This is a genomic window from Streptomyces sp. NPDC003248, assembly GCF_055563235.1.
This window is the reverse complement of the sequence record NZ_JBVHDT010000004.1, coordinates 426881-450023: the sequence shown is the minus strand read 5'-3', so window position 1 is coordinate 450023 and position 23143 is coordinate 426881. Positions and strand designations below refer to the sequence as shown.

The following is a 23143-nucleotide window of genomic DNA, read 5'->3' as shown; positions in this document are numbered from 1 at the left end:
TCAGGGCACTCCGGCCGGTGGTGTGCCCCGGGTCCCCGGCGGGCCGCCGGCCCGGGGTGCGTCGAGGCTCCCCGACGGGACGCCGGCCCACGGCACCCCCGGCCTCGCCGACGGCACGCCCGCTCGTGGCACGCCGAGGCTTTCCGATGGCACGCCCGCCCGTGGCATGCCGAGGTTTCCCGACGGCACGCCCGCCGGTGGCGTGCCGAGCCTGTCCGATGGCACGCCCGCTCGTGGCACGCCGAGATTTTCCGATGGCACGCCCGCCGGTGGCGTGCCGAGGGTCCGTGGCGGTCACCCGCAGCAGCGTGAGACCGGCGGAGGCCGGGGCGAGTCGGGTGGGCGTACGGCCGGTGGTGCCGGGCCCGTGATCCCCCGTCAGCGGCCGGCGGCCTCGGGCGGGCCGCGCCAGGAGTACCTCGACGCCTTCGCCGAGGACGAGGACGTCTTCGCACGTCGCAAGCCCGTGTCCGTCGCCGCGTCCGCGCGCGTCAGGGACCCGTACGACACCGCCGGCCCCCTCGATCCGGACGGCCGTCAGGGCCAGGACGGACGCCGGGATCCCCGCGGCTCACTGGACCCGGACGACCCCCGGGGCCGCCTCGGCGTGTCCGCCTCCGTCGCGGGCCCGGACGCGGTCCGCCGCCCGCCCGGCGCCGCCGACGGAGCGCCGCCCACCGGTGAGCCCGAGCCCGCCGCGAAGGGCGGCAGGGGGCGGGCGTTCACCGGGGTCGCGGCCGCCGCCGTCACCACCGTGCTGGCCGTCGTGGTGGCCGGGCAGGTCGCCGACTCGCGCGGGGGCGGGGACGGGGACTCCGTCCAGTCGCAGTCCGCGGCCGACCAGGCCGGCCGCGACGTCAGCGACTCCTCCGGGCGTGCGGACGACCGGCCGAGCCCCTCCGCGTCGGCCGCGGCGGCACCGCTGACGTACGAGCAGAAGATGGCCCGGAAGTACGAGATCAGCGCCACGCTCGAAGGGCCGGGGACGTTCGAGGCGGTGCCGGGTGTCGACAAGGCGCCCGGCACGGGGCAGAAGTACACCTACCGCGTGGACGTCGAGGAGGGACTGGGGCTCGACGCCGAACTCTTCGCGCAGGCCGTGCAGACGACGCTGAACGACGACCGCAGCTGGGCGCACAACGGCGCGCGCACCTTCGAGCGGATCTACTCGGGCGACCCCGACTTCGTCATCACGCTCGCCAGCCCCGGCACCACCGCCGACTGGTGCGCCAGATCGGGCCTGGACACCACCGTGGACAACGTGTCCTGCGACTCGGCCGCCACCCAGCGAGTGATGATCAACGCCTACCGCTGGGCGCAGGGGTCCGAGACCTACGGCGACGCCATGCACTCCTACCGGCAGATGCTCATCAACCACGAGGTCGGCCACCGGCTCGGCTACGGCCATGTCACCTGCGACAAGGACGGGGACCTCGCGCCGGTCATGCAGCAGCAGACGAAATTCCTCGAGCACGACGGGATCCGCTGTCTGCCGAACGCCTGGCCCTACCCCGAGAGCTGACGCACGGGCCGCCCGCCGTCCCGGTCGGCGTCCGCCCGGCCGGACCGGTGGTGTCACGTTGTGCATGCGCGTGATCTCTTAGCGCGACGAAACGCGGCCCGTCCGGGAAAGTTACGACCGTTCACCCCTTTTGGTGGTGCGACGGACAACCGTCCGTCGTACCACCGCCTTGTCCGCATACGTTCTTCCCGCTGCGAGCCGCCGGGTCAACGGCGGCTCACCAAACGGGAGATCGGGGGTGCACACGTGCGCATCGGACTGCTGACGGAGGGCGGCTATCCGTATGTGAGCGGTGACGCCGGACTCTGGTGCGACCGGCTCGTACGCGGGCTCCGGCAGCACGAGTTCGACCTCTACGCGCTCAGCCGCAGCGAGCGCCAGGAGGCCACCGGCCGGGTCGGACTGCCGCCGAACGTCGGCCGGGTGCACACCGCGCCACTGTGGAGGGCGCGGAACGACGGAGCGGCGCACGGCCGCCGCGCGCGCCGGCGCTTCACCGAGTGCTACGGCGAACTGGTGACCGTCCTGTGCGAGGGAAGCCCCGTCGACGCCTCGAACGGCACAAGCGTCACACGGGTCACGCATGCCACACCGGTCACAGGCGCCATGGGGACCACAGGGGTCACGGACGCCTCGGAGGAGCGTCTCGCTTCTCAGGCGGACCGTTTCGGCAGTGCCCTGTACGGACTCGCCGATCTCGCCCGCGACGAGGGCGGACTGGTCGGCGCCCTCCGCTCGGAAGGCGCCGTACGGACGCTGGAACGCGCCTGCCGTGCGCCCGGCGCGCTGCGCACGGCGCGCGAGGCGCGCGTACCCGATCTGCTCGCCTTCGCCGCACACCTGGAACGCCTCCTGCGCCCCCTCTCGCTCGACTGGTACGAGGACCACGGCGCCGACGGTCTCGGCTCCGTGGACCTGTGCCATGCGACGTCGGGCGGCGCCGCGGCCCTGCCGGGGCTCGTCGCACGGCACTTCTTCGGAATCCCCCTGGTGGTCACGGAGTACGGCGTGCGGTTACGGACCCACTACCTCGGATCCGGTACCGGATCGCACGCCACGGGCTCCGCGGCGGCCTCGTCGCCGGCCGGCCCGTCCGCCGAGCCGACCCCCGCCGTCCGCGCGCTGCTCGCCGCCCTCCACGGCCGGCTCGCCGCCGAGGTGTACCGGCAGGCGGCCTGTGTGACCTCAGGCAACGCGCACGCCCGGCGCTGGCAGGAGCGGTGCGGGGCCGACCGGACCGCGCTGCGCACCGTCTACCCCGGCATGGAGGCCGCCCGCTTCGCCGAGGCCGGCGACTTCCCGGACGGCGCCGACCCGCGCACCCTCGTCTGGGTCGGCCGTGTGGAACCGGCCAAGGACCTGGTGTCCCTGCTGCACGCCTTCGCGCAGGTCCACAAGGAGGAGCCCGGGACCAGACTCCGGATCATCGGAGCGCCGGCCGGGCCCGAGGGGCCCGCGTACCTCGGCCACTGCCGGATGCTGGCCGCGCAGCTCTTCCCCGACGAGGCGGACGGACCGCACGCCGTCGGGGACAACCCCGTCTCCTTCGAGGAGATCGGCGGCCCGGAGGCGCCCGGCCTCGCGGAGGCGTACGCGGCGAGTGCCGTCGTCGTTCTCTCCAGCGTCGTCGAGGGCTTCCCGGTCGGCCTGGTCGAGGCGATGTTCTGTGGCCGCGCGACGGTGTCCACCGACGTCGGAGCGGTCGTCGAGGTCATCGGCGGTACGGGGCTGGTCGTCCCGCCGCGCAATCCGCGGGCGCTGGCGGACGCGTGTGTGGCGCTGTTGCGCGACCCCGAGCGCCGTGCGCGCCTGGGCGCGGCCGCCCGCGCACGCGCCCTCGAACTCTTCACCGTCGAGCAGAATCTCGCGGCGTTCCACGGCATCTATCTGGAGACCGTCGCCCGCAGCCCGGTCCGTCGGATCGTCCTCGACGAGGCCGGCGAGCCCCGGCCCTTCGCCGTCCCGGCGGAGGCATGGGTGCCGGGCCACTGGACCGGACCCCGCGCGCGGAACCACGCCGGGTGCGGGGCCGGGCGCCTGGCGGAAGCACGGGGAGGGGACGCGCCGCCGGCGCGGGCCGCCTCCACGGTGTCCGGCCACTCTCCGGCCCGGGCCGCGTCGCCGATGTCCGGTGCGTCGGGTGCGCCCGCGGTGACGCCGGTGCCGTCCGTCGCGTCGGGCGGTACGAGGGAGGGAGCGCGATGAGCGGCCTCGATGAACTCTTCGGTGCACTGGACCGGCCCGGCACACCGGGCAGTCCAGGAGCCTGGGACGAGCGGTCGGAGGGATGGCTCTCGGGGGAGAGCGGCGAAGCGGGGGAGCGCCGTCGGCCGGTGGGACGCGAGCAGGCGGGCGGTGACACCCACCCCGGTGAGGGCCACGGCGCGCGGCACGGCGAGCGGCACGGTGAGGGCCGCCGTGAGTGGCACGGTGAGGGCCGCCGTGAGTGGCACGGTGAGGGCCGCCGCCGTCAGGGGGAGGAGCGGGGGAGTGCCCGGGCCGGGAGCCGGGGCTGGGGCGCCGACGCGCCTTCTCCCCCTCGCCCCGAAGCTGCGGCCCCCCGTGGACCGAGCGCAGCCCGTCGAGGTGCCGCGGACCCCGTGAAGGTCCTGATGCACCGCCACCGCGCACTGTGCGAACGGGCCGTCGACCCCTTGGAGATCGCGGCCGCCCTGGAGGCCCACGGCATCACCGACCGGACCGCCGCCCGCTTCCGGCACCGGGACGTCTTCTCCCTCGCGGAGGAGATGTACGCCCGCGTGCCCCGCGACGGCGACATGCCACCGCAGCCGGCAGCGCCCGAGGCGGTGCCGAGGGCGCGTGCCGACTGGGCGCTCCTCACCCTGCTGCCGGGCGCCCTGTGCGCGGCGACGGTCGCGGGCGCACGCCTCACGCAGGGCCAGACGCGTGCGTTCGTCGTGGCCGCGGGTGTTCTGGCGGTGGCGCTCGCCCTGGGCGCGGCCCTCCGCCGGGGCCCGCTGAGCCCGCCGGACCGTCCGGACCCCGGCCCGCACCGGGCCGGCGGCTGGACCTGCTGGCTCCTCGCTTACGCGGCCCTCGGCGACGGCCTCCTGCGTGCCGCCGCCCACGGCGGCCCCGACGGCCTCCCCACCGGTGCCGCAGACGGGCCGTGGCCCCTCACCGTCGCACCCCTGATCGCCCTCACCCTGGCCTGTGCCCCCGCCGCCTGGAGCGCCCACCTCCTCGCCGTAGGCGCCCGGCGCCGGCTGAACGCCAGTCGCGGCCTGGAGGAGTTCGCCGCCTCCGTACAGCCGTTGGTGCTGGGCACGTTCGCGCTGTTCCTGTGTGCGCTGGCGGCGCTCGCCGGCCTCTGCGCGGCCGCCCTCGGCGAGCCCGCCGGTCTTGCGCAGGTCCTCCCCCTGGGTGCGCTCCTGTTCCTGGCGCGCCTCCTCACCGCGCACGGCTTCCCGCACGCCCCGGCGCTCGCCCTCGGGGCCGCCGGCGCCGCCGAGGGGACCGCTCTGGCCTCCGTCTTCGCGGCCCGGCTGCCCGGCTGCGGATTCCTGGCCACCCCCGTCGACGGCCTTCTGGCCGCCTGGGGCCCGGCCGCTGTTCCCGCCCTGTGCTGCGGAGCGGCCGCCCTGGCCCTGCTGGTCCAGGCGACCCGCATGCTCACCCGGGCCTCCGCCCACGCCCACGCCCGTGCGGAGCGGCCGTGCTGACGCGCGGCCACCCGGCCGCACCGCGGCAGCCGTCCGGGACACGACCGCGCGCAGTGCCGCCCCCACCGTGCACGGACCGCACGCGGCACGCGCTCCCTCGCCCACGCAACACCCCCGAAGGAGAAACGAGATGACCACCTCCCGATCCGGAGCGACCGGAGCGACCGGAGCCACCGGGGCACCCGCGGTCGCGGGAGCCCTCGCGGTCACCGGAGCAGCCGGAGCGGTCGCGGCCCCGGAAGCCGCAGCCTCCGCAGCGGCCGCAGTGACCGGAGCACTCGACGTGACCGGGGCGGCCGGAGCGGCCGGAGTACGCACCCCGGGAGCCGCACGATGAGGGCCCTGCTGATCGGAGCCAACGGTTACCTCGGCCGCTTCGTCGCCGACCGTCTGCTCGCCGACCCGGCCGTCCAGCTCACCGCGCTCGGCCGCGGTGACGACGCCGACGTCCGCTTCGACCTCGCGACCGGCAGCCCCGGCGCGCTCACCCGCTTCCTCGACGCGGTGCACCCCCAGGTCGTCGTCAACTGCGCGGGCGCCACCCGCGGCGGTGCCCGTGAACTCACCCGGCACAACACCGTCGCCGTCGCCACCGTCTGCGAGGCCCTGCGCCGCAGTGGCTGCGGCGCCCGTCTCGTCCAGATCGGCTGCGGCGCCGAGTACGGCCCGAGCCAGCCCGGCTCCTCCACCGCCGAGGACGCCGTGCCGCGCCCCGGCGGCCCGTACGGGGTCAGCAAGCTCGCCGCGACGGAACTGGTCCTGGGCTCGGGCCTGGACGCCGTCGTCCTCCGCGTCTTCTCCCCGGCCGGGCCCGGCACCCCCGCCGGCTCCCCCCTCGGCCGGCTCGCCGAGGCGATGCGCCGCGCCATGCAGTCCGGCGACGGCGAACTCAAACTCGGCGGCCTGGGCGCCCAGCGCGACTTCATCGACGTCCGCGACGTCGCCCGCGCCGTGCACGCCGCCTCGCTCTCCGCCGCGCAGGGCGTCATCAACATCGGTTCCGGCCGTGCCGTCCGCCTGCGCGACGCCGCCGGGATCCTCGCCCGCGTCGCGGGATACGGCGGCGCCCTCCATGAACTCGACGGTCCGCCCGGCGCCCACCTGCGGCCGGCCATCGGCCACCCCCGCGCCGACTCCGACCACGCGGCCCCCGTCGCGTACCCGTATCCGGACGGCTGCGGCAGCTGGCAGCAGGCCGACGTGCGCACCGCACGCGACCGGCTCGGCTGGCGGCCCCGGATCAACCTGGAGGAGTCCCTCGCCGACATCTGGATGGAGGCGGCGTGTCGTATCTGACGGGCACCCCGGCGGGTACCGCGGACGCCGGGACCGACGTCCGCGCCGGCATCGGCGTCCCCGGCATCGCCCATCCCCTCCTCGCGCCGGCCGAGTGGGGCGAACTCGCCCGTCCCGGCCGGCCCCTGCACTGGGTCGTCCTCGACGTGGCCTACGGACCCGGCACCCGTCCCGACCCGCACTGCCTGGAGGCCGCCGGCCGACTCCGCGCCGCGGGCGTCCGCGTCCTCGGCCGCCTCGACCTCGCCCACGGTGCCCGTGCCGTCCCCGAGGTGATCTCCGAGGCCCAGCGGTTCCTCGACTGGTACCACACCGACGGCTTCCTCCTGGACCGTTGTCCGGCGGACCGCGCGGACCTCCCCGGGGTGCGCCGCATCACCGGCACGCTGCGCACGCTCCACCGGGCGTCCCACCTCGTCCTCGGCCACGGCACCCACCCGTACCCCGGCTACGCCGAGAACGCCGACCAGCTCGTCACCTTCTCCGGCTCCTGGAGCGACTACCGGTGGTCGCAGGTGGCCGAGTGGACCGCGGCCCATCCGCCGGAGCGCTTCTGCCACCTCGTGCACGGCGTCCCCCGCGGCCATCTGGAGGAGGCGCTGCGCATCGCCCGCTGGCAGGGCGCGGCGACGATCTGGTTCACCGACCGCACCGACCGCGGCGGCCTGCACGACCCCTGGGAGACGATGCCCGGCTACTGGGACGAAATCGTCTCGCGCATCGGAATGGGTGTCTCGGAATGAAGATGGCCATGGCAGTGTTACGGGGAGAACAACCGTAGTGATTGACCGACCAACGGAGTCCCCGTGTCGTTGCCACCCCTGGTCGAGCCCGCCTCCGAGCTCACCGTAGACGAGGTCCGCAGGTACTCCCGCCACCTGATCATCCCCGACGTCGGGATGGACGGGCAGAAGCGGCTGAAGAACGCCAAGGTGCTGTGTGTCGGCGCCGGCGGCCTGGGCTCGCCGGCGCTGATGTACCTGGCCGCGGCGGGCGTGGGCACACTGGGCATCGTGGAGTTCGACGAGGTCGACGAGTCGAACCTGCAGCGCCAGATCATCCACAGCCAGGCCGACATCGGCCGCTCCAAGGCCGAGTCCGCCCGCGACAGCGTCAAGGGCATCAACCCGTACGTCGACGTGGTCCTGCACGAAGAGCGGCTCGAGGCCGACAACGTGATGGACATCTTCAGTCAGTACGACCTGATCGTCGACGGCACGGACAACTTCGCGACCCGCTACCTGGTCAACGACGCGTGCGTGCTGCTGAACAAGCCGTACGTGTGGGGTTCGATCTACCGCTTCGACGGTCAGGCCTCCGTCTTCTGGTCGGAACACGGCCCCTGCTACCGCTGCCTCTACCCGGAGCCCCCGCCCCCCGGCATGGTCCCCTCCTGCGCCGAGGGCGGCGTCCTGGGCGTGCTGTGCGCTTCCATCGGCTCCATCCAGGTCAACGAGGCCATCAAGCTCCTCGCCGGTATCGGCGAGCCGCTGGTCGGCCGTCTGATGATCTACGACGCCCTGGAGATGCAGTACCGCCAGGTCAAGATCCGCAAGGACCCGAACTGCGCGGTCTGCGGTGAGAACCCGACCGTCACCGAGCTCATCGACTACGAGGCCTTCTGCGGCGTCGTCTCCGAGGAGGCCCAGGAGGCGGCCGCCGGCGCGACGATCACTCCCAAGCAGCTCAAGGAGTGGATCGACGACGGCGAGAACATCGAGATCATCGACGTCCGCGAGCCGAACGAGTACGAGATCGTCTCCATCCCGGGCGCCAAGCTGATCCCGAAGAACGAGTTCCTCATGGGCACCGCCCTGGAGGGCCTGCCCCAGGACAAGAAGATCGTCTTGCATTGCAAGACGGGCGTCCGCAGTGCGGAAGTCCTCGCGGTGCTGAAGTCCGCGGGCTTCGCGGACGCGGTCCACGTCGGCGGCGGTGTGATCGGCTGGGTCAACCAGATCGAGCCGAGCAAGCCCGTCTACTGATCCGACCTGTCTGCCCGGACGGCGGGGGTCTCGCGCACCACGGGTGCCCGGGGCCCCCGCCGCCGTCATGAGCAGACCGTGCCGTCCTTCGGCACCGTGCCGTTCAGCAGGTAGCCGTCCACCGCCGTGTCGACACAGTCGCTGCCGCTCCCGTACGCCCCGTGCCCCTGGCCCTTCCAGGTGAGCAGCACACCCACGTCCTTGCCGAGTTCGTCCGCCATCTTCCGCGCGCCCTCGTAGGGCGTCGCCGGGTCCCCGGTGTTGCCGACCAGCACGATCGGCGCCGCGCCCGGTGCGCTCACCTCCGGGGTGTCGAACTGCCCGGCCACCGGCCAGTCGTGGCACCAGCCCGCCGTGTCCCAGCCCAGGAAGGTGCCGAACACCGGCGAGATCTCCTCGAACTCCGCCAGCAGCTTCTTCGTCTGCTCCAGCGTCGGCCGCTGCTTGTCGTCCAGGCACGATATGACCCGCTGCGAGTGGGTCATGGTGCCGTAGTGCCCCTCGGTGTCCCGTTCGTTGTAAGCGTCGGCGAGCGTCAGCAGCTCGGAGCCGTCGCCCTGTTCCGCCGATTCCAGGGCGCTGGTCAGGCTCGGCCAGCCCTGCTTGCTGTACAGCGGCAGGACGATGCCGGTCACCGCGAGGGTCTGGGTCAGCTCGCGCCCGGACGACGTCGGCAGGGGCTTGGTGTCGATCCGCTTCAGCAGGGCCGCGATCTTCGCGCTGCCCTGCTCGGGGTCCTGGCCGGTCGACTCCAGGTAGTTGTCGAGTGCGAGCTGGAAGCCCTTCGTCTGGTTCTTTGCGTGGCCCACCGTGTCGGCGGTCGGGTCGACGACCGCGTCGAGGATGAGCCGGCCCACGTTCTTCGGGAACAGGTGGGCGTACACGCCGCCCAGTTCGGTGCCGTAGGAGATGCCGAAGTAGTGGAGCTTGTCGTCGCCGAGGACCTGGCGCATGAGGTCCAGGTCGCGGGCGGTGTCGGTGGTCGAGACATGCGCCAGCAACGGGCCGGCCGCCTTCTCGCAGCCCTCGCCGAAGTCGGTGGCGTCCTCGAGGTAGGCCTGCTCCTCGGCCGAGGTGTCCGGGGTGGAGTCGACGGACTCGGCCGCCTGGATCTCCTTGTCGCTGCGGCAGCGGACGCCCTCGCTGGCGCCCACCCCGCGTGGATCCCAGCTGACCAGGTCGTAGCGCTCGCGCAGTGAGGAGACCGTGGAGCCGTAGGACGGCAGGGTGGAGATGCCCGAGCCGCCCGGGCCGCCGAAGTTGAACAGCAGTGAGCCGATGCGCCGGTTCTCCGAGCCGCTCGTCCGCGCACGGATCATCGCCAGGTCGATCGTCTCGCCGCCCGGCTTCGACCAGTCCAGCGGCACCTTCAGCGTCGCGCACTGCCATTCGCCGCCCGGCGCGGGCGTGTCGGCGCTGTCCTCGCACTGCCCCCAGGCGAGTTTCTGCCCGGTCAGCGAGGCGGGCAGTGCCGCTGTCGTGCCCGCCGTGCCGGAGGAGTCGGCCGACGCCTGCGCGTCCGTCGTACTCCCTTTGCCGTCGCCCCCGTCCGAGGTGCCGCCGCTGCACCCCGCCACCAGCAGCACGGCGGCGGCGCCGAGTGCCGTCCACTGTACGAATCGCGCCATGTGCACTCCCCCCTAGCGGACCGTCCGCATCGGGCGGCGGACGGCTGTCAGGCCATGGTAGGCGGATCGGGCGGCGACTGCCGAAGCCTGTGGATAACCCTCTGACCTGGCTATTTGTCATGCTCCGGATATGGTCGAAGGGTCGCCGGAAGCCCCGCGGGCCGGTGGGCCTCAGGAACAGACCGTCCCGGCGGCCGGCACCTTCCCGTCCAGCAGATAGCCGTTCACCGCCGCCTGCACGCACTTGTTCTTGCTGTCGTAGGCGCCGTGCCCCTGACCCCGGTACGTCAGCTCGACCCCGACGCCCTCGCCCAGCGCGGCCGCCATCTTGCGCGCGCCCTCGTACGGGGTGGCCGGGTCGCCGGTGTTGCCGATCACGAGGATCGGCGCCGCACCGGGCGCGGACACGTCGGGATGGTCGGCGGCTCCCGGCACCGCCCAGTCGGTGCAGCTGAGCATGGACCAGGCCAGGAAGTCCCCGAACACGCCGGACGCGGCCCGGAACCGGGGCAGCTCGCGCCGCACGTCGGCGACGGAGTACCGGGGTTTGTCGTCCGAGCAGTTGATGGAGACGTTGGCCGCGGTGATGTTGCTGTACTCGCCGTTCTCGCTGCGGCCGTTCATCGCGTCGGACAGCAGCATCAGGATCCTGCCGTTGCCGGCGTACGCCTCCTCCAGTCCCTCGGTGAGGTACTGCCAGAAGTCCTGCGAGTACAGCGACTGCGCGATGCCGTTGGTCGCGGCGGTCTGGGTCAGTTCACGCGGGAAGATGCCCGGGATCGGCTTGCGGTCGAGCTCGTCGAGCAGCTCGGCGATCCGGTCCTTCACCTCCTGTGCCGTGTCCCCGACGGGGCAGTCCTCGACCTTCGACGTGCAGTCCTCGGCGAAGTTGTCCAGCGCCCGCTGGAAGCCCCCCGCCTGTCCGAGCGAGCCCTGCTCGGGCGTCTGCGTGGGGTCGACGACCGCGTCGAAGACGGCACGCCCCACGTTCTTCGGGAACAGATGGGCGTACACGCCGCCCAGTTCGGTGCCGTAGGAGATGCCGAAGTAGTGGAGCTCGCCGTCGCCGAGGACCTGGCGCATGAGGTCCAGGTCGCGGGCCGCGTCGGTGGTGCGCACGTGCGGCAGGATCTCCTCGGAGTTCTTCTCGCAGGCGTCGTTGAACCTCTTGGTGCTGTCCACGAGCGCCGTGCGCTCGGCGCTGTCGTCCGGTGTCATGTCCTGCTGGAAGTAGGCGTCGAGCTGCTGGTCGTTCTCGCAGCGGACGGGTGCGCTGCGGCCGACCCCGCGCGGGTCGAAGCTCACCAGGTCGTACCGGGTGCGCAGGGCCGCGTAGTCCTCGCCGAACGCGGGCAGCGTGGTGACACCGGAGCCGCCCGGCCCTCCGAAGTTGAAGATCAGCGATCCGATCCGCCGGCTCTTGTCGCCGTCGGCCCCGGCCCGGATCAGTGCGATGCCGATGGTGTCTCCGTCGGGTTCGTCCCAGTCCCGGGGCGCTTTCATGGTGGCGCACTGCCACGGGTCGCCGTCCGGCAGGGGGGAGGGCGCGCTGCCGCCGCCCTCGGCCTGGGACGGGGCGGGGCAGTCCGTCCATTCCAGCTTCTGCGCCGTCAGGTCCCCGTCCCGGGCGTCGTCGCCACAACCGGCCGCCAGGGAGCACAGCAGGACGGCCGCGGCGGTCAGGGCGAGGGCGCGCGGGCGGGAAGGTTTCGGCATGGTCCCATCCTGGGGTCGTGCCCGCCCACGCGCGCGGGGCGCGGTGCGTACGAGGTACGGCCGTCGCGGCCGGCCCGGCACTCCCAGCCTTCGGCCGGGGCCCCGGAGCACGCACCTGACGCCGCAGGGCCGCCCTCCGGGCGACGACGGGAATGCGACGACAGGACCTAGAGGGCGCCCTTGCGCGTCAGGTGGTTGAAGGCCAGCCAGCCCGGCAGGACCGGCAGCCACAGCGTGAGCAGCCGGTACAGCAGTACGGCGGGAGCGGCGACCTCCTTGGGGAGGCCGACGGCGATCAGACCGACGGTGAGGGTCGCCTCCACCGCGCCGACACCGCCGGGCGTGGGGGCGGCGGAGCCGAGCGCGTTGCCGGCGAGGAAGACGACGGCGACGCCGGCGATGCTGATCGACGTGGTCTCGTCGCCGAACGCGCGGATCGACGCGTCCAGGCACATCACGAAGCAGGCGGTCAGCAGCAGCATGCCGCCGATGCCGGTGACCAGCTTCTGCGGCCGTTGGAGCACGTCCAGCATGCGCGGCACGACGCCCGCGAAGAGCGACCTCACGCGCGTGACGACGAACTTGCGCAGGAACGGCACCGACGTCACCACGAGCACGAGCACGGCGACCGTCAGCAGACCCGCGATGACCGTGCGGGACGGCGACAGCGACGGCGTCTTCTCGGTGCCGGTCAGATAGCCGAAGGACAGCAGCATCAGGATGTGACAGCCGAGCCCGAACAGCTGCGAGGCGCCGACGCTCGCCACCGCGAGCCCCGGCCGGACCCCCGAGCGCTGGAGGAAGCGCGTGTTGAGCGCGACCCCGCCGACCGCGGCGGGCGCCACGATCTTCACGAACGACCCGGCGACCTGCGCCGCAACGGTCCGCGGGAAGGGCACCCGCTCGGGGACGAACCCCAGCAGGCTCATGGCCGCGGCGACGTAGCTGAGGGCGGAGAACAGCACGGCCGCGGCGACCCAGCCCCACTCGGCGTTGGCGATGAGCGGACCGAACTCGATGTGCGTGAGCTGGGTCAGCAGGAAGTACGCGCCGATGGCGCCGGCGATGAAGCTGATGAGGGTGCGTGGCCGCACCCGCTCCAGCCGGGCCGGCTCGACCGGCGCCTGCGGCCTGATCCGCAGCACCGCGTGCCGGATCTGCGTCAGCAGGTCCTCCTCGCGGGCCTCCTCCAGCGCCTCGTCTATGGCCCGCTTCTCGGCCCGTGCCTCGGCGCGCTCGGCCTTCTTGCCGGGCTTGTCGAGGGCCGGCTCCGCATCCGTCCCGGCGGCCTCCTGGCGGGCCTGCTTGGCCTGCCGGGACGCCTCCAGCACCGCCTCACGCTCGCGCTCCGCGCGCTCGCGGCCCAGTCTGCGCAGCGTCGCGCGCGTGGAGCGGCTGAGCGCGATGGGCTGGAGCATCGGCAGGCAGTCCGCCACCGCGTCGGGCCCGAGCACGCTCACCGCCGAGGCGACCGCGCGCTCGGCGCCCACCCGAAGCCCCAGCGTCACGAGCAACTGGGAGGTGTCCATGCGCAGCAGCAGGTCACCGGCCGCGATCTCGCCGACGCGCAGGTCGGTGAGGACCACCGTGCCGGAACGATCCACCAGGATCGCGTCGCCCACCAGCCTGCGGTGCGCGATGCGCCGGGACTGAAGGGCGCGCACCTGGTGCCAGGTGTCGTGCAGCAGCTCGTCGGTGATCTCCTCGTCCGGCAGCGAGTCCAGGGTGCGGCCGCCGGTGTGCTCGTAGACCAGCATCACGGCGTCGGGGCCGAGCTCGGAGGTCGCGATCAGCTTGGGCGCGTTCGCGCCGGCGGCGATGGCCGCGTAGGCCAGCAGCGCCTCCTGCTCCAGTGCCTGGCGCAGCGACTGCAGGCTGCTGCGGGTGGCGAAGCCGCGCAGGGTGAGGTTGCGCCACGCACGGTAGAAAAAGCCCTGTGCCTGCTGCTCGCGGTCGACCACCGTGACGTCCAGCGGAGGGCCGTCCTCCAGGGTGACGAAGTAGCGCCGGCCCCGGTCGCCGGTCTCCGCGGTGTCCGCGACCTCCTGGCGCGCGGCGCTCACCGGGTGGAAGCCGACGTGCCGCAGGCCCGCCATCAGCGTCCGTCCGGTGGGGCGGACGTTGGGCGAGCCGACCGCGTACAGCGTCCCGTAGGCCACCGTCCAGCCGATCAGCACCGTCAGGATGATCGAGAACGGGGTGGTGTAGCCGGTGACGAGCATGGAGAACGCGTCGAGGAGCAGCACGATCCACAGCACCGCGCGCCAGCGCGGTCTGCGCGACATGCCCACGGCCGTCATGTACGCGATGACCGGGGCGAGGTAGCCGTGCACCGGGTCGGTGAGGGCGTGGATGTCACCGGGGGAGGGCTGGGTGAGCGCCTCCTGGATCGAGTCCGGGGCCGCTTTGGCCACCCAGAGGTCGGTGGCGAGGGTCACCCCGTGCGCCAGGACCGCCGCGAGGACGCCGTCGGCGATGCGCAGCCCGTCCCGCTTGATCAGCCGCTCGATCGCGAAGGCCACCGGCACCAGCAGGATCGCGATGCTGGACGCCAGCCCCGCGATCTTGATGAGCAGGTCGGGCGCCTGTCCGGTGCCCTTGTTGATGTCCTGTTCCAGGCCCGACGTCGTCCCGTGCGCGAAGGCGGCGACGGCCAGCAGCACGACGACGCCGAGCACGCCCACGAGCAGGCGCATCAGGTCGGACGGACGGTGCACGCGCGCGGGGAGCAGCGGTTCGTCGCCCTCGACCTCGTCGATGGTCGTCACCTCGACGAGTTCCGGGTCCCGCTCCGCCGCGTCGGCGGGATCCGGGCGCGACGCAGCGTCAGAGGTGCCCTCCGCGTCCTCGGGATGCACACCCTGCTGCTTCATCGTCTCTTCTTGATCTCGTATCACCGGTCACCGCCCGCACGATGGTGGCATGCCCCACCGACACACAGGGGCATCAGGGTGCAAACGCGGGGGCGGACAGTCTGCCCGAAGCACCGCCCGGGGGCGAGGCTCACGCACCGCCGCGGGCCCGTCGCATTGTCGGTGGGATGGGGCAGGATGGGGCGGATGAGCGAGCAGAGCCTTCCGGACGGCGCCCGCCCGGAGCGCACCGCCGGGCCGCCGGAGGACGCGGGGACCCGGCGCGGGCGCGAGGAGACACGGAGCGGGTACGCGGACGCGCCCCCCGAGCCCGCGGACACGCTGCCCGAGCCTACGGACGCGCTGCCGGAGTACGCGGAGCGGGTCCTCGACGTCGCCGAGCTGATCCCGCCCGGGCGGGTCATGACGTACGGGGACGTCGCCGAGTGGCTCGCGGAGGGCGGCCCCCGGCAGGTCGGCCGGGTGATGGCCCTCTACGGGGGAGCCGTCCCGTGGTGGCGCGTGGTCCGCGCCGACGGGGTACTGCTGCCGGGCCACGAACTGCGGGCCCTCGACCACTACCGCACCGAGGGCACGCCGCTCAGGGAGGCGGGCAGGGCCGCCGAGGGCCATCTGCCGCGCCTGGACATGAGACGCGCGCGATGGGACGGCGGCGAACGAGCGGAGGGTCACACCTGACAGCTTCCGCCATCGGACCCGTCCAGCGGGACCCCGTGGCCCGTACGGGGGAAACGGGGCACGTCCGGGACATGGCGTACGTTCGAAGGGCGAGGGACACGCGGGGCTCACGGGCCGCACGTGCCTCGCGGGTCGTGAGGGAAGAAGCGGAAGCGGCCCTTCCGGGCAGCCCGTCGGCGTAGCGTCGCCGGCACGCCTCCCCCTCACCCCTCGACCACCGCTCTGCCCGAGCGGCCGTCCGCCCACCAGCACACCCACCAGGACCGGCGAACCACGTGAGCTCCTCTTCCTCCACCAGGCGCCTGCCGCCCCCGCGCGGGCGGCAGGGGAGCCGTGGCGCTTACCGGCTGGTACGTACCCCGCCGGAGCGGGTGGATCCCCCTCGTCTGGACGCCGCGCAGCGCTCCGTGGTTGACCACGCCACCGGCCCGCTGCTCGTCCTCGCGGGTCCGGGCACCGGGAAGACCACCACCCTCGTCGAGTCGGTGGCCGCCCGCGTCGCCCGCGGCGCAGACCCCGCGCGCATCCTGGTGCTGACCTTCAGCCGCAAGGCCGCCGTGGAACTGCGCGACCGGATGGCGCTGCGCATGGGAGCCGCCCGCGCGCCCCGGGCGACCACCTTCCACTCGTACTGCTACGCCCTGGTCCGCGCCCAGCAGGACAGCGACCTGTTCGTCGAACCGCTGCGGCTGCTCTCCGGACCCGAACAGGACGTGGCCGTCCGCGAGCTGCTCGCCGGCCAGCTCGACCTGCAACGACTCGGCCTCGCGCACGTGCGCTGGCCGGACGACCTGCGCGCCTGCCTCACCACGCGCGGCTTCGCCGACGAGGTGCGCGCGGTGCTCGCCCGCAGCCGCGAACTCGGCCTCGACCCGGACGCCCTGGACGCCTTCGCCCGCCGCATCGGCCGGCCGGACTGGCGTGCCGCGGCCTCCTTCCTCGCCGAGTACCTCGACGTCCTCGACCTGCACGGTGTGATCGACTACGCGGAACTCGTCCACCGCGCGGTCCTCCTCGCCCGACGCCCCGAGACCGCCGAGCGGCTCGCCGCGCAGTACGACGCCGTCTACGTCGACGAGTACCAGGACACCGACCCGGCCCAGGTGCGGCTGCTGCACGCGCTCGCCGGCGGCGGCCGCACCCTGGTCGCCTTCGGCGACCCCGACCAGTCCATCTACGCCTTCCGGGGCGCCGACGTGAACGGCATCCTGGAGTTCCCGCGCGCCTTCCCGCGCCCCGACGGCCGCCCCGCCCCCGTCGAGGTCCTGCGCACCTCCCGCCGCTCCGGCGCCGTCCTGCTGGACGCCACCCGGCTGCTCACCCGGCGCATGCCCCTGACCCGGCTCCCGGCGGAGAAGGTCCGCGCCCACCGCGACCTCGCCGCGGCGCGGGACGGCGGCCGCGTCGAGGTGTTCACGTACCCGACGCCCGGCACCGAGCTGGACAACATCGCCGACGTGCTCCGCCGGGCACACCTGGAGGAGGGTGTGCCCTGGCGCGAGATGGCCGTCCTGGTCCGCGCCGGCGCGCGCACCATCCCGGCGGTCCGCCGTGCCCTCACGGCCGCCGGCGTGCCCCTCGACATCGACGGCGACGACCTGCCACTGCGCCACGAACCGGCGGTGGCACCCCTGCTGGCGGCGCTGCGGGCGGTGGCCACGGCGGAGGCTGCCGCGGCGGGGACGGTGATCACGGCGGAGGCTGCCGCGGCGGGGGCGGTGATCACGGCGGAGGCTGCCGGGGTGGGGGTGATGTCCGCTGCGGAGGCGACGGTCACGGGGGAGGCTGCCGCGGAGGCGACGGTCACGACGGAGGCTGCCGCGGAGGCGGTGGCTACAGAGGAGACAGAAGGGGCGGTAGCGGCAAAAGACGCAGAAGCCGCGAATCCCTGCTGGCTCGACACCGAGACCGCCCTCGCCCTCCTCGCCTCCCCTCTCGCCGGCATGGACGCCGCGGACCTGCGCCGCCTCGGGCGCGCCCTGCGCGAGGAGGAACGGGCCGCGGGCAACCCGCTCCCGCCCCCCTCCGACGAACTGCTCGCGCGGGCACTGGCCGAACCGGAGCGGCTGGTCACCCACGACCCCGCGTACGCGCGCGGTGCCCAGCGGCTCGGCGGGCTGCTGCGCAAGGCGCGTGAGCGCCTCGCGGGCGGCGGCACGGCCGAGGAGGCGCTGTGGGACCTCTGGGATGGCACGCCATGGCCGGGGCGCCTGGAGCGGGCCGCCCGGCGCGGCGGCGCCGCCGGCCGCAACGCCGACCGGGACCTCGACGCCGTGTGCGCGCTGTTCGCCACCGCCGCGCGCGCGGAGGAGCGCACCGGAGGCCGGGGCGCCCTGAACTTCCTGGCCGAGATCGAGGCGGAGGACATCGCCGCCGACACCCTCGCCCGGCGTGCCGTGCGCCCCGACGCCGTGCGCCTGATGACCGCGCACCGCGCCAAGGGCCTGGAGTGGAGCCTGGTCGTCGTGGCCGGCGTCCAGGAGGGGCTGTGGCCCGACCTGCGCCGCCGGGGCTCCCTCCTGGAGGCGGACCGCATCGGCCGCGACGGACTCGCCGAGCCGCTCACGCCGGGCGCCCTGCTCGCCGAGGAACGGCGCCTGTTCTACGTGGCCGCCACGCGCGCGCGTGACCGCCTCGTCGTGACGGCGGTGAAGGCGCCCGCCGAGGACGGCGACCAGCCCTCCCGGTTCCTCACCGAACTCGGCGTCGAACCCAGGGACGTCACGGGCCGCCCGCGCCGCCCCCTGTCGGTCGCGGCACTCGTCGCGGAACTGCGCGCCACGACCGTCGACCCGGAGGCGTCCGCGCCCCTCAGGGAGGCCGCCGCACGCCGTCTCGCCCGCCTGGCCGCCCTCACCGACGAGGACGGCCGGCCACTGGTGCCGTCGGCGCATCCGTACCGCTGGTGGGGGATGTTCGAGCCGACCGAGAGCAAGGTGCCGCTGCGCCACCGCGACCAGCCCGTCGTGCTCTCCGGCAGCGCCCTCGACCAGCTCGCCAACACCTGCGCCCTCCAGTGGTTCCTGGGCCGCGAGGTGAAGGCCGACGAGCCCGCCACCGCCGCCCAGGGATTCGGCAACGTCGTGCACGTCCTCGCCGACGAGGTCGCCTCCGGGCACACCCCGGCCGACCTCGACGTCCTCATGGAGCGGCTGGACTCCGTGTGGAACGCGCTCGCCTTCGACGCGCCCTGGAAGTCGGCGCAGGAGAAGGACAACGCGCGCGTGGCCCTCGAACGCTTCCTGAAGTGGCACGTGATGGACCGCACGGGCCGCACGCCGGTGGCCAGCGAGCACGACTTCGACGTCACCCTCGAAGCGGGCGACTACGAGGTGCGCATCCGCGGCCAGATGGACCGGGTCGAGGCGGACGCCGACGGCCGCGCCTACGTCGTGGACTTCAAGACCGGCAAACAGGCCCCCACCGCGCGCGAGGTGGAGCGCCACCCCCAGCTCGCCGTCTACCAGCTCGCGGTCCGCGAGGGCGCCGTCGACGAGGCCTTCGACGGCGTACGCCCGGAGCCCGGCGGTGCCGAACTCGTCCAGCTCCGCCAGGGCGCCGCCAAGCGGGACGGCGGCGAGAGCCTGCCCAAGGTGCAGGCCCAGGAAGCCCTGGAGGGGGCGTCGGGGGAGTGGATCGGCGACCTGCTCGCCACGGCGGCCGGCAAGGTCCTCGACGAGCGGTTCACCCCGACCTCCGGTCAGCACTGCACGCACTGCGCCTTCCGCGCCTCGTGCAGCGCCCGGCCCGAAGGACGGCACGTGGTCGAGTGACAGGGCGGACGCCGTACGCGGACCCGCGGCACCTACGGTGTGACGGACCGCACCCCACGCGCTGACCTGCGCATCCTCCATCCCGCCGGGGTGATTTGTCACCGACTGTCAGTGCCCGCCGCTAGCCTCTCCGTCATGCCCGCCCGTATCAGCGATCCCGAGCAGCTCAAGGAGCTCCTCGGGATCCCGTTCACCCCGGAGCAGACGGCCTGCATCATCGCGCCGCCCGCCCCGCAGGTGATCGTGGCCGGAGCGGGATCGGGCAAGACGACCGTGATGGCCGCGCGCGTGGTGTGGCTGGTCGGCACCGGCCAGGTCGCGCCCGAGCAGGTCCTCGGCCTGACCTTCACCAACAAGGCCGCCGGCGAGCTCGCCGAGCGCGTCCGCAAGGCCCTGGTCAGGGCGGGCGTCACCGACCCCGACGTCATCGACCCGGACAACCCGCCCGGGGAGCCGGTGATCTCCACGTACCACGCCTTCGCGGGCCGTCTGCTGACCGACCACGGCCTGCGCATCGGCCTGGAACCGACGTCCCGCCTGCTCGCCGACGCCACCCGCTACCAGCTCGCCGCGCGCGTGCTGCGCGAGGCGCCCGGCCCCTACCCGGCGCTCACCCGGTCCTTCGCCGACCTCGTCAGCGACCTCCTCGCCCTCGACTCCGAACTCGCCGAGCACCTCGTCGACCCCGACGACCTGCGCGCCTGGGACGCCGCGCTGCTGCACACCCTGGAGGGCGCCAAGCTCACCAACGCCGACCTGCGCAAGGTGCCCGAGGCCGCCGCCGCCCGCCGGGAACTCGCCGACCTGGTGCTGCGCTACCGGGCCGCCAAGCGCGCACGCGACCTGCTCGACTTCGGCGACCAGATCGCCCTCTCGGCGCGCCTCGCACGGATCGCCGAGGTCGGCCGTCTCCTGCGCGACGAGTTCCGCGTGGTCCTGCTGGACGAGTACCAGGACACCTCCGTGGCCCAGCGCGTCCTGCTCGCCGGTCTCTTCGGCGACGGCACCGGCCACCCGGTGACCGCCGTCGGCGACCCCTGCCAGGCCATCTACGGCTGGCGGGGCGCCTCCGTCGCCAACCTCGACGACTTCCCCGAACACTTCGCCCACGCCGACGGCCGCCGCGCCACCCGACAGGCGCTCAGCGAGAACCGCCGCAGCGGAGGCCGCCTCCTCGACCTCGCCAACGGCCTGGCCGAGCCGCTGCGCGCCATGCACGCGGGCGTGGAGGCCCTCCGCCCCGCCCCCGGCGCCGAACGCGACGGCGTGGTCCGCTGCGCCCTGCTGACCACCCACGCCGAGGAGATCGACTGGATCGCCGACTCCATCGCCCACCTGGTGGACACCGGCACGGCACCCGGCGAGATCGCCGTCCTGTGCCGTACGGCCGGCGACTTCGCGGAGATCCAGGGCGCGCTGGTGGCCCGGGACGTCCCCGTCGAGGTGGTCGGCCTCTCCGGGCTGCTGCACCTGCCCGAGGTCGCCGACCTCGTCGCCGTCTGCGAGGTGCTCCAGGATCCCGGCGCCAACGCCTCCCTGGTCCGCCTGCTCACCGGCCCGCGCTGGCGCATCGGGCCACGCGACCTCGCCCTCCTGGGACGGCGGGCGCGGCTGCTGGTGTCCCACGCGCGCGGGGACGCCGCCGACGACCCGGACCGGCGGCTCGCCGAGGCCGTCGAGGGGACCGACCCGTCCGAGGTGATATCGCTCGCGGACGCCCTGGACACCTTCCTCGAGTCCCCCCTGTACGGCGACGACGGCGCCGGTGACGACGACGGGCTGCCCTTCTCCCCGGACGCACGCGTGCGCTTCGCCCGGCTCGCCGCCGAACTGCGCGACCTGCGCCGCTCCCTCGCCGACCCGCTGATGGACGTCCTGCACCGCGTGCTGGCCGTCACCGGCCTCGAGGTCGAGCTGTCGGCGTCCCCGCACGCCCTGGCCGCCCGCCGCCGCGAGACCCTGTCGAACTTCCTCGACATCGCCGCCTCCTTCGCCGCCGCCGAGAGCGAGACGAGCCTGCTGGCCTTCCTCGGCTTCCTGCGCACCGCCGCCCAGTACGAGAAGGGTCTCGACAACGCCCTGCCCGGCGGCGAGAACACCGTCAAGGTGCTCACCGCGCACAAGTCCAAGGGCCTGGAGTGGGACGTCGTCGCCGTACCGGGCCTGGTCACCGGGACCTTCCCCAGCGCCCAGGGCCGCGAGAAGTGGACGGCCCAGGCCCGGGTGCTGCCGCACGGGCTGCGCGGCGACGCCGACACGCTCCCGGAGATCGAGACCTGGGACTCACGGGGCATGAAGGCCTTCCACGAGTCCATGAAGGACCACCAGCACACCGAGGAGCTCCGCCTCGGCTACGTCACCTTCACCCGCCCCCGCTCCCTGCTCCTCGGCTCCGGCCACTGGTGGGGCCCCACCCAGAAGAAGCCCCGCGGCCCCTCCGCCTTCCTCCAGGCGCTCCACGACCACTGCGCGGCCGGCCACGGCGAGATCGAGGTCTGGGCGGACGAACCGGAGGAGGGCGCGGAGAACCCGGCCCTGCACCGGGCCACCGCCGACCAGGTCTGGCCGCTGCCCCTGGACGACGCGGCCATGGCCCGCCGCCGCGCCGCCGCCGACACCGTCCTCGCCCACCTGGACGCCCTCGCCGCCGCCGAGGACGGCCACCCCGCCGCCCCCCACGACCACGACCCCGGCACCTACGACGACCCGGACTGGCCCACACCCGCCGCGGAGGACGAGCCCGCCCACGACGGGCCCCCGTCCCTGGAAATTCCGTACGACGACCCGTTCCCGGACGACCCCTTCGCGGACGATCGCTTCCCGGACCACCCGTTCCCCGAGGGCCCGTTCCCCGAGGACCCGGCCGCCGACGAACCGCCGTACGACGACGCCCCCCATGAGCCGTCCCTCGAGCCGCCCCACGATCCGCTCGACGACAGGCCGCCGTACGACAGGCCGCCGTACGACAGGCCGCGCCACGACAGGCCGCGCCACGACACCCCGCCGTACGACGAGCCGCCCCACGACGAGCCCGCCCCCTTCGACGACGGCCGGCCCGCGGTCGCCGCCTCCTCCCCGGAGGATCCCTCCCCCGGCCGGGAGCACGCCTGGGTCCCCGCCCGTCCGACCGTCCCGCACCAGGCCACGGCACCGGAACCGCCCGTCGGACGCCCCCACCCGCCCGAGCCCCGGCACGCCCCGGGCGCCTCCCTCACCCCCGAGGAAGCGCGTGCCGTCGCCTCCTGGGACCGGGACCTCGACGCGCTCACCGGGGAACTCCTGCGCACCCGGCAGAGCGTCACCGAGGTACCCCTGCCCACGACGCTGACCGCGTCGCAGCTGCTGCGTCTCGCCGCCGACCCCGACGGGTTCGCGCAGGAGCTCGCGCGCCCCATGCCGCGCCCCCCGCAACCCGCCGCCCGCCGGGGCACACGCTTCCACGCGTGGGTGGAAGCCCGCTTCGAGGAGTTGACGCTCCCCCTCCTGGAGCCGGAGGAACTGCCCGGCCAGGACGCGGAGATCGCCGACGAACGCGACCTGGAGGCCCTCAAGGAGGCCTTCGAACGCACCGAGTACGCCCGCCGCACCCCCCACCGCGTCGAGGCGCCCTTCCAGCTCGCCCTCGCCGGGCGCGTCGTACGGGGACGGATCGACGCCGTCTACAAGGACGGCGACGGCGCGACGGCGACGTACGAGATCGTCGACTGGAAGACCGGCCGGATCCATGCCGCCGACCCCCTCCAGCTCGCGCTGTACCGTCTCGCGTGGGCCGAGCAGGCGGGAGTGCCCGTGGAATCCGTCACAGCGGTGTTCCTCCACGTGCGCACCGGCGAGACCGAACGACCCGAGCACCTGCCCGATCGGGCCGCTCTGGAGCGCCTGTTGACGGGGGAAGAGGCGTCCGCGGACGCCTCCGGGGCTCCCGGCGTGCAACAAAACCCTGCGGAAGGGCCCGGCGAGGATGCCGGCCCGGGCCGATAGGCTCGTGA

Annotated in this window: 12 protein-coding genes; 9 read left to right on the top strand and 3 right to left on the bottom strand. The window is 74.0% G+C overall.

The annotated features are described in order from the left end of the window. The first annotated feature begins 367 nt into the window (after positions 1-367). From ACZ3KJ_RS13635 to moeZ, 6 genes are all read left to right on the top strand, one after another. The gene (locus ACZ3KJ_RS13635) at positions 368-1522 is read left to right on the top strand and encodes a DUF3152 domain-containing protein (RefSeq protein ID WP_467526729.1); all 1155 of its coding nucleotides are present in this window, start codon (positions 368-370) and stop codon (positions 1520-1522) included. Between the two features lie 246 nt (positions 1523-1768). Then, entirely contained in the window at positions 1769-3727 is a 1959-nt protein-coding gene (locus tag ACZ3KJ_RS13630; RefSeq protein ID WP_467526727.1) for a DUF3492 domain-containing protein, read from the top strand. Next, entirely contained in the window at positions 3724-5205 is a 1482-nt protein-coding gene (locus tag ACZ3KJ_RS13625) for a hypothetical protein (RefSeq protein ID WP_467526725.1), read from the top strand. Before ACZ3KJ_RS13630 ends, ACZ3KJ_RS13625 begins: the two co-directional genes overlap by 4 nt. A gap of 333 nt (positions 5206-5538) precedes the next feature. Continuing rightward, positions 5539-6501, top strand: a complete 963-nt coding sequence (locus ACZ3KJ_RS13620) for an NAD-dependent epimerase/dehydratase family protein (RefSeq protein WP_467526723.1) — start codon at positions 5539-5541, stop codon at positions 6499-6501. Further along, entirely contained in the window at positions 6489-7244 is a 756-nt protein-coding gene (locus tag ACZ3KJ_RS13615; protein WP_467526721.1) for a spherulation-specific family 4 protein, read from the top strand. Before ACZ3KJ_RS13620 ends, ACZ3KJ_RS13615 begins: the two co-directional genes overlap by 13 nt. A gap of 63 nt (positions 7245-7307) precedes the next feature. Then, positions 7308-8486: an adenylyltransferase/sulfurtransferase MoeZ gene (moeZ, locus tag ACZ3KJ_RS13610; protein ID WP_389514011.1), complete on the top strand. Its 1179-nt coding sequence runs from the start codon at positions 7308-7310 to the stop codon at positions 8484-8486. Between the two features lie 65 nt (positions 8487-8551). Here the strand turns inward: moeZ and ACZ3KJ_RS13605 are convergent, their stop codons facing one another. The 3 genes from ACZ3KJ_RS13605 to ACZ3KJ_RS13595 all read right to left on the bottom strand — a co-directional run bounded on the left by ACZ3KJ_RS13605 (position 8552) and on the right by ACZ3KJ_RS13595 (position 14703). After that, complete coding sequence (locus tag ACZ3KJ_RS13605) at positions 8552-10114, bottom strand: alpha/beta hydrolase (protein ID WP_467526719.1); 1563 nt, start codon at positions 10112-10114, stop codon at positions 8552-8554. Between the two features lie 171 nt (positions 10115-10285). Continuing rightward, a complete protein-coding gene (locus ACZ3KJ_RS13600) occupies positions 10286-11830 on the bottom strand; it encodes an alpha/beta fold hydrolase (protein WP_467526717.1) in 1545 nt (514 codons plus the stop codon). Between the two features lie 167 nt (positions 11831-11997). Next, positions 11998-14703 carry a lysylphosphatidylglycerol synthase transmembrane domain-containing protein gene (locus tag ACZ3KJ_RS13595; protein ID WP_467526715.1) on the bottom strand — a complete coding sequence of 902 codons (2706 nt, stop codon included), beginning with the start codon at positions 14701-14703 and terminating at the stop codon, positions 11998-12000. A 321-nt stretch (positions 14704-15024) separates the two neighbouring features. On the opposite strand from ACZ3KJ_RS13595, the gene ACZ3KJ_RS13590 reads away from it, so the two are divergent. The 3 genes from ACZ3KJ_RS13590 (at position 15025) to ACZ3KJ_RS13580 (ending at position 23135) form a co-directional block, all read left to right on the top strand. Then, a complete protein-coding gene (locus ACZ3KJ_RS13590; protein ID WP_467526834.1) occupies positions 15025-15381 on the top strand; it encodes an MGMT family protein in 357 nt (118 codons plus the stop codon). Between the two features lie 275 nt (positions 15382-15656). After that, entirely contained in the window at positions 15657-19154 is a 3498-nt protein-coding gene (locus ACZ3KJ_RS13585) for an ATP-dependent helicase (protein WP_467526713.1), read from the top strand. Between the two features lie 135 nt (positions 19155-19289). Next, a complete protein-coding gene (locus ACZ3KJ_RS13580) occupies positions 19290-23135 on the top strand; it encodes a UvrD-helicase domain-containing protein (RefSeq protein WP_467526711.1) in 3846 nt (1281 codons plus the stop codon). Positions 23136-23143 lie beyond the last annotated feature (8 nt).